5 protein-coding genes and 1 pseudogene are annotated in these 8,111 nt (G+C 60.8%); 5 read left to right on the top strand and 1 reads right to left on the bottom strand.

Annotated features, from left to right (window positions below; all coding sequences use genetic code 11):
- The 3 genes from BV034_RS06000 to BV034_RS05990 form a co-directional block, all read left to right on the top strand.
- Nucleotides 1-1,006: trypsin-like peptidase domain-containing protein (locus tag BV034_RS06000; protein WP_265592690.1), on the top strand; the 1,006-nt coding region annotated here is incomplete at its 5' end.
- Between the two features lie 46 nt (nucleotides 1,007-1,052).
- Nucleotides 1,053-1,796, top strand: a complete 744-nt coding sequence (locus BV034_RS05995) for a hypothetical protein (protein WP_050025130.1) — start codon at nucleotides 1,053-1,055, stop codon at nucleotides 1,794-1,796.
- A gap of 111 nt (nucleotides 1,797-1,907) precedes the next feature.
- Complete coding sequence (locus BV034_RS05990) at nucleotides 1,908-2,555, top strand: SLATT domain-containing protein (RefSeq protein WP_050025127.1); 648 nt, start codon at nucleotides 1,908-1,910, stop codon at nucleotides 2,553-2,555.
- A 773-nt stretch (nucleotides 2,556-3,328) separates the two neighbouring features.
- Here BV034_RS05990 and BV034_RS05985 read toward each other — a convergent pair.
- Complete coding sequence (locus BV034_RS05985; RefSeq protein ID WP_050025125.1) at nucleotides 3,329-6,874, bottom strand: ATP-binding protein; 3,546 nt, start codon at nucleotides 6,872-6,874, stop codon at nucleotides 3,329-3,331.
- A gap of 268 nt (nucleotides 6,875-7,142) precedes the next feature.
- Between BV034_RS05985 and BV034_RS05980 the strand changes: the two genes are divergently transcribed.
- On the top strand, nucleotides 7,143-7,682 hold the full coding sequence (locus BV034_RS05980) for an ImmA/IrrE family metallo-endopeptidase (protein WP_050025124.1): 540 nt from the start codon (nucleotides 7,143-7,145) through the stop codon (nucleotides 7,680-7,682).
- Nucleotides 7,683-7,742: 60 nt separating this feature from the next.
- Nucleotides 7,743-8,111: pseudogene (locus BV034_RS05975) on the top strand (hypothetical protein); the annotation flags it as partial.

Here is an 8,111-nt window from a genome sequence, read left to right as displayed (position 1 = left end):
CCTCCTCGTCCTCGCCGCCGCCAGCGCGGGCGGACTCCTCTGGCAGAACTCCCGCAGCGTCACCAGCGTCCCCGGCCCAGCCGCTTCAGGAGCCAACACCGTCGCCCCCGCGCCCGGCAAAAGCCACCCCCTGGCAGAGTGGTACGTGCTCGGCCGCCACCTTGGGCGGGAGGCCGCCATCGCCTATGAGGACTTCGGCCTCCCCTTCCAGGCCGACCGCGGCCAGATCGCCCACCTGCTCAAGTCCCTGGAGGTGGACGTCAAGCAGATCGCCCCAGACGCCATCACCATGTGCTGGGACGGCTACCAGGACGAGACCACCCACAAGGCCGCCGCGTGGTCCGTCCCCACCACACAGAAGCGCAGCATCCTGCCCAAGCCCATCCAGGGCTTCGTCCAGTTCACCCAGCCCCAGGCCGAGCCCGCGAAGAACCAGACCGCGCTTGAGCACGCCCTCGCCGCCACCGTCCTCATCAAGGTCGACTCCCGCAAGGGCGAAGGCCACGGCTCAGGCTTCTTCGTCGCCCCCGGCCTCATCGTCACCAACAAGCACGTCATCGAGGGCGCCACCTCCATCCAGGTGCGCGTCAATGAGGAGACCATCCTCCCCGCCCAACTCGTCGCCGCCTCCGCGAACAACGACATCGCCATCGTCCGCGTCCGCACCAAGGACCACCCCCTGCTCGCGCTTGCCGATTCCGACTCCGTGAAGGTGGGCGATGACGTCTCCGCCATCGGCTACCCGCTCCTCGACCACCTCAGCGCCACCACCTCCTTCGGCCGCATCAGCAGCAGCGACCGCACTTTCGCCGGCAACCCCTGCTTTCAGATCGACCTCAGCATCAACCACGGCAACAGCGGCGGCCCCCTCGTCGACCATACCGGCCGCGCCATCGGCATCAACACCTTCGGCCTCGGCGACTACAACGTAGACCGCTTCAACTTCGCCATCAAGATCAACGCCGTCCTCCCCTTCATCAAGAAACACCTCGCCGAGGCGGAGTAGCTCCAAGCCACCCCGCCCTTCTCAGATCGCTTCCCTTCATTTCTCTATGAGCCACCACTCCACCACCCCCTCCCAGCTCGCCCTTGAGTACACAAGCCTGTTCCATCATCTCCACAAGGAACGCGAAAGCTTCGGGGAGAAAGAGATCGGCGATGGCCATGTGCATGTCGGGCGGCACTACTCCAACCGCCTCCTCGTCGTCGGTCGCGCCTCCTATGGTATCAATCGCTTCTTTTATCCTCACGAGACGGAGAACATCGAAACCATCACCTCCGGTCACTTCCCCTCATTCCGCTCTCAGAACCTCGACTGGCTGGAAACAGTCGGGGATGAGACGAGGCCCGGCGGCGCCTACAATCCCAACCGCTCCGCCTTCTGGCGTTGCACCCGTCAGGTTGCCGCAGGCCTCGCCGACACGTCAGAAGATCCCCTCCACCAGATCGCAACTACCAACCTTTATAAAATCGCCCCAGACAGCGGCAACCCCTCCTCCCGCCTGCAGCAGGTCCAGCTCGACCACTGCATCCGCATCCTTCAGCTCGAGATCGCCCTGCTCAAGCCCGCCAATGTCGTGTTCCTCACCGGCTGGGACTGGATCAAGGATTTCACTGCCGCCTTTGGGATCAAGGACCAACTGGATCTCTCCCTCGCCCAGTTCCTCGATGTCGCCTGCCGGGTTGACGGAGTGAACTACATCCTCTCCCAGCATCCCGAGCGCAAGGCAGAGGCACCTCATGTGGAGGAGATCCTCAGCGCCGTCAAGACCCTCAACGCCCAGCCCGCCAACTGACCGCACGCATGATCGCCCAGGCGGACTTGACATGCTCCACCTCATCGCACCCCGGTCCTGGTGGGATAGTTTCCCCTATCCCGCCCGGGCCAACCACCCGCCTCTCCCGCCATGTCCGACATCTCCCGCCCCCTCTTCCCCAAGCTCGACTGGTCGACCAACAAGTTCGAGACCTCCCAGCGCGACCTCCACGAGTACGTCTCCCACTTGTACAGGGCCACCATCGGGTGGTATGAGATGAAGAAGGACGCCAAGCGCTGGGGCAGCCGTGCCCTGCGCATCTGGGCCCTCATCGCCATCGCCGCCGCCGGGGCCACACCGGTGCTCAGCAAGCTTTTTGCTTTCGAGGCCCTCTGGTCCACCCTGCTCCTCGCCATCGCCGGGTTCCTCTTCATGTTCGACCGCCTCATGGGCTGCACCAAGGGGTGGATCCGCTACATGCAGGCCCTCCTCCAGCTGGAGCACCAGATCCAGCAGTTCCGCTTCGAGTGGGAGACGCTCCGCCTCACGCCACCTGCCCCTCCGGCCCCGGCTCAGGGCGAGGAGCCAACCGCCCCCGTCAACCCATCCCTGCCCTACGTCACCCTCGCCCAGCAGGCCATTCAGCGCCTCCAGGATGTCATCGCCGCCGAGACCGCCGAGTGGGCCGCCGACTACGACGCCGTCGTCCGCGATCTCGAACAGCTCGCCGCCCGCGAGCGTGAGGAGCTGGGTCGAGGAAAGAATCCTACGTCCCACCACCAACATCCCCCGCGATAGATGAGGCGCGGCACTCCTGCTCGCGGCCACCTCAACCCGCCGCTTGCCCCCGCCCCGATGCAGGAGGCATCACACCCATTAGCCGGACGGTTGAGGGAGCGTAGCGACTGACACCTCCGGTCGCCCAAAAGCAATCCCCCGACCCCGAAGGGCGTCGCAGCAATGTGCACTTCACCCTACACAACCGACAACCCACCCCGCCCTGCACACGCCCCACGCCCAAGAGCCGGGACGGCTCTTCCACCTTGCCTGCAGCACCGTCCTATCATTCCTCGAACCACGTCCTCCTTCGGCCATCTGCCACCTCGCGGCCCCGGCAAGATGCCAGGAACAGCCCGCAAGATGCGTGCGCTCCCCAAAATCCCCGTCCCGGAGGGACGTTGGACCTTAGCCGGTCGGTGAAGGCCTGTCCCCGGGCCGGGAACCACCGGAACCCTCCCCACACCCACACCCTCCCGTCCCGGATGGGACGACGGAATCCCGGTCGTCCTCCAACGCATCGCATCCGCCTCTCCACCACCACCCTCTCGAAGCTCATCCCTGAAAGGGATATCTACCACAGCCCAAGGTTGGACGAGCCCTAAGCGAGTCAACCTTGGGTACCCGCCCTCGCAAAGCTCAGGTGCGGAAGCCGCCATCACATCCTCCCACCCCATCACCGACAACGCCCCCACGTCTCTCGACCCCACACCGCCGAATCACCCCCCAAGAGCCGGGACGGCTCTTCTACATTGCTGCAACAAGGGAAGAAATCGCCCGCGTCGGCAACCACCCTACTTTTTCATCCCCAGTAGCTTGTTCAAAGACACCCCTTCTTTCCGGATCGATTCCCGGTCATGCAGGCCCGGCGCATACACCACCGTGCCTTTCTCAATGTCCCAAAGGGCACTGAGGCTGCCTTCGTTCCAGTCCTCAACAGTATGAGACTCGTCATCGAACCGCCATCCCATTTGTCGAGGGTGTGGCATCCACATCAAGAGATCGGGAACCTCAAGATTTCCGGAAAGCTGATCAAGCGGCACATGCTTTAGGATCTCTTCGCCAAAGAGGAATGGGAGGATGAGTCTTGCACGCCTCTCGTGTTCATTGTCATCAGCAGGCCAAAGCTGGCGCAATCTACCAAGCGGGACACCCGTCCATGGCGCGATCAGATCATATTCCCTGACAGCTAACCAACCTGGTGGCTCGGAAGAAATCGAGGAAAGCTCCATTGGGCCCAGCAAATACAGTTGGGAGAGCCTTCCCTTCGCACCTGCCAGTTTCAGAAACGGCACTCCTGCTTCCACCGAGGGCCAGAATGCTTCACTCAGCCAATTCGACGAGACAAAACATGTATAGGCAGTATCAGTTGGATACACCGAGCACAAGCGAGCGCCTCTTTCACAAGCATCCACAAGATTGCCGCAGAAGTCCAATCCGTATTCTTCCTCTATTGCAACCTCTGTCAGATTGTCAGCATCTATACCGCGACCAAGCGAGATTGCCAACGCCCGCGTAAAGTCCATAGTAATCTGATACAGATCGCACCCACTATGAATGAGCGTGAGCTTTTTAGAGATCTTTTTGCCAATGGCATGCGCGCGAAGGAGCGACAGACACAATCCTCGTTCGACGTTCTCGGTCTCCCACTGGAAGCGACGCTCCCAACGAAGGCCTTGAGTTACACAGCAACTCCACAGCATAGGGTCAAAAGGCAGATTCACCTGATTAGCCCAATCAGACTCAATGCCCCCTATCTCCGGACAAGCGACACCCTGCCCCATGGCATGGTTTAGCCAGCGCCAAGAATCCACCGCTTCAGGCTTCAATGCGTCAGCAGCCCGTCTCAACATGTCTCGTTGCATCTGCATTGTAACTTCGTCCTGCAGTCGGGTGGGGGCCTGTCGATCTGCTCGCAGGCGCATCGTCGCTTCACCACGAAGATCCCACCAGCAGATCCCCCCCACGCCAGGGCGCTCCGCCAATTCATCTAAGATCTCTCGCAGATCGGAGGAATGGGAATATTCATCAAACTCGGGGACGTGGACTCCATTTACCAACATACGCATACGCCCGCGTTTTGGAAGTTGAAGCTCGACAATGGACTGCAAGAGCGCTTGGGACACACCTTTTGGCATCAGGTTGGGACGGTTTTTCCAAGTTTCAAAGTCTTGTGAACACCCTTTCGCTCTGGGAACGGCATAACGCACTCGACTCCCCGTGGCCTTTGAGTCCGTCCAGGTCACAGGATCCCAATCCAACTTCGTCAAATCAATCTCCGGCGATCCGCATTCCACAGCGGCTCGATCCACTTCTCCAACATTAATTGGGAGCAACTCCTGAAAATGAAACTGCTCATCTAAGACAAATGGCATCTCGCCCATGGCTGCCTCTTCTAGACTCACCGTATATAAGGGCCAAATAAAGTACTTCCCCACTTCGAGCGCCGGATCAATTACATCGCTATAGCGCTTACGACACTTTTCACTCTTCCCAATTTCATAGTGATGGTATCGCAAATCATAAATCACCGCCTCTCGGTCCCACGGCTCGAATTTCAACTCCCCCTTCAACCACAACGTCACCTCCGTCCCCGTCCCGTCCGAAAACCCGCCCTCACCTCCCGCCACCGGATAGATCGCAATCATCCCATGCGGCCCATCCACCACCACCCTTCGAGTGTGCTCATCATCCCCAACGCGCCCACCAGCCCGCGTCACCACCTCCACCTTGTCCGCCAGCATGAAGCTGGAGAGGAACCCGATGCCGAACTGTGAGATCGTCGTGCACAGCAGCCCATGCTCCTTCATGAGCTTCTGCTCGCGCTTGAACTCGGGGCTCTTGTAGTAGCTCTTGCCAATGCGGGTGAGGAACTTCTCAATCTGCCCCTTGGTCATGCCCACCCCGTTGTCCTTCACCTTGATCCAGGCCCGGCCATGCGCGTCATGCCCCCAGGTCACGTGCACCTCCAGCTTCTCTGAAGCTCCCACCGGCTCCACAGGTGGCGCTTCGTGTAGCCCCCCCGCCTCCCTGAGCTTCTCCCGCAACTGGCTGCGCATGTCCCGCAGATGCAGCGCATCCAGCGCATTCTGCACCAGTTCCCGCAGCGCCAGGTTGTGATCCCCATAGAGAGCCTCACCCATCAGCAGTTCCATCACCGCATCTCTCTCCAGGGTAAAGGAAACATCCAGGTACTCATAGTTTCCCTCCCGCGCATTGATCTTCACCTCCGCCTTTTCAGGCAGCTTGAGTTGCAGCGTTTCCTTCCGGCTCTCGTAGTGTCGCGAACCTCTCGCCTGCTCGGTCGCCACATGTCCCAACTCAAGATTGATCCAGCCCACAAACTCATGGATGGCCTTCTCCACCCGTGGCGAAGGGCACTTGTTGCAAACGTAACGGACCTTCGGCCCTTCAGCGTCTGCTAAGAAGCTCACACTCGCGATGGAGAGATGCTTCTGCCACTCCCTCACACTCACCGCATCATCAATCCCCAGATGCTCAAACACCACCGCCGGCGTGCGACTCGCATCAAAATCCATGATGTCTGCCAGGCGCAACATCCAGGAGAGATAGGGCCAGTTGATGTGCTCCCCGCCCACATCATGGTGGTACACGTCCCCCTTCTCCAGCGACACCTCCTTGCACGTCGTCAACCGTTCCGGCAGCCAGTCCACTGACTGGCCATGGCTCATGGCCAGCAGTGCCAGCGGTCCGCGATAATTCAGCCCCCGATACTCCAGCAACTTGGGATCGAATCCCTCAAGCCGCTCCAGCCACCTGTTGATTCGATTCAACCCGCCGAGCGGCTTCGCCTCATCGGCATGCGTCTCGCGCAAGTAGTCGGCTCGCACCTTGCCCAGCAGTTGCTTCCTTTCCTTCTCCTTTTCCACCGACAGCTTCTCCCGCTGCGTCCACAGAGGGTGCCCCGCGCAATACGTCTGCCACGCCTCCGCCTCCGGTGTCTTCGCATTGGAGTCCTCCCAGGCCCTCACCTCCTCAGCATCCGGCACCATGCCCAGGTCATGCACAAACACTGCCATGATCAGCAAGGCACATTCCAGCGCACTAAACTCCTCGATACTCTCACCCGCCAGCTCCTCGGCATAGCTTAGCACGTTCCAGAGATGCCTCCCGTTATGCAGCGTATATTGCGGCATATGGGTGATCACGTGTTCGCTGATGATCTCTGCGTTCTTCACCACCGCCTTCACATTCAGCATCAGCTTCGCCACCTCGCCATCTTCATGAGCCGACTCTGTCCGCTCCGCCTCCTCCAGCGCCACCAGACGCAGATAGAGCTTGGAATCCTTGATGGCTTTGATGGGACGAAACACACTCATAGCAGCACGATCTTTCAATTCCCCAGACTCCCGTCTGGTCACAACACCATCGTCAAAATAGCCAAAGTCCAGTCCCGTGCGCACGGTTTTTCCTCAGGCTCTGCTTTTTTTGCGCCAGCGTCCCTTCGCCCCTGCTCACGCCCACATCCCTCGCCCCTCACCCGCCCTTGACATCCCCCTCGACCACAGAGTATCCATACTCGTATCTTATTTGTTGGCCTTTGTCCCAGCACCAGACACCCCAGAGCAGAGAGTCTCGCCCCTCCCCATGCCCGCCGCCGATATCTCTGACTTCGAGTCCCCCGTCGCCTCCGGTTTGTCCAAGGTCGCAGTGCTGAAGCTCGCGGCAGATGTCTCCGCACGACTCGGCTACGAGCCTGGTCAGGACCTTGAGCCTCTCGTACGCCGGCTCGGCGGCATCATCCGCTACCAGTCCTGGCTCGAAGCCACCGACGGCGGCTCGCTTGAAGTCTTCCCACACCACGTCGGCACGGAACAAGACCCCAAGTTCGTCATCCGCATCTCCCCTAATGTGGGCAACCTCCGCAACCGCTTCACCGTCGCCCATGAGCTCGGGCACTACTTCCTCCATGCCGGGGTCGGTGCCAAGGCCATCCGTGTGAACCGCGATGGCAGCGACCGCGTCGAGTGGGAGGCCAACTGGTTCGCCGCCGGCTTCCTCATGCCCGAGGAGCGATTCCGCCGCGACTGGCAGGAGACTGGCGGCAGCATCCCCCTCATGGTCGGCCGCTATCAGGTCTCCGAGCCTGTGATTGAGATTCAGAAGGCCAATCTCGGACTGCCCTGACAGGTCTCAACAGCAGCAATAGCAACCGTCAGAACAACAAGGTGAGCACGGGCGGCGGGCATGAAGTTCCAGACCAATCTCACCCTGGGCGAGTTCGAGGAACTGGTACGGCCCAAGCTCAAGCTCTTCCTGAGCGTGGACATCGTCGGCTCCACCGAGTACAAGCAGCAATTCCAGGCTGGCACCACGCAGGACTGGCTCAGCCTCTTCCTCTCCTTCTTCACCGACTTCCCCCAGCTTCTCGACGCTGAACTCGCCAAGAAGGCCACCCAGGCCGATCTGACGCCCCCTCCCAAGGTCCTGCTCTGGAAGAGCCTCGGCGACGAGCTCATCTTCACCGCCGAGATCCGCCACCGCAGCAGCGTCGCCTGCCTCTTGGACGCCTTCCGCGCCACCCTGCCCCTGGCCATGGACAACTGGCGCCAGAAC

The organism is Verrucomicrobium sp. BvORR034 (assembly GCF_000739635.1).
Classification (GTDB): Bacteria; Verrucomicrobiota; Verrucomicrobiia; order Verrucomicrobiales; family Verrucomicrobiaceae; genus Verrucomicrobium.
Note: the sequence above shows the minus strand (reverse complement) of the source record. Positions and strands in the feature narration are given on the sequence as shown.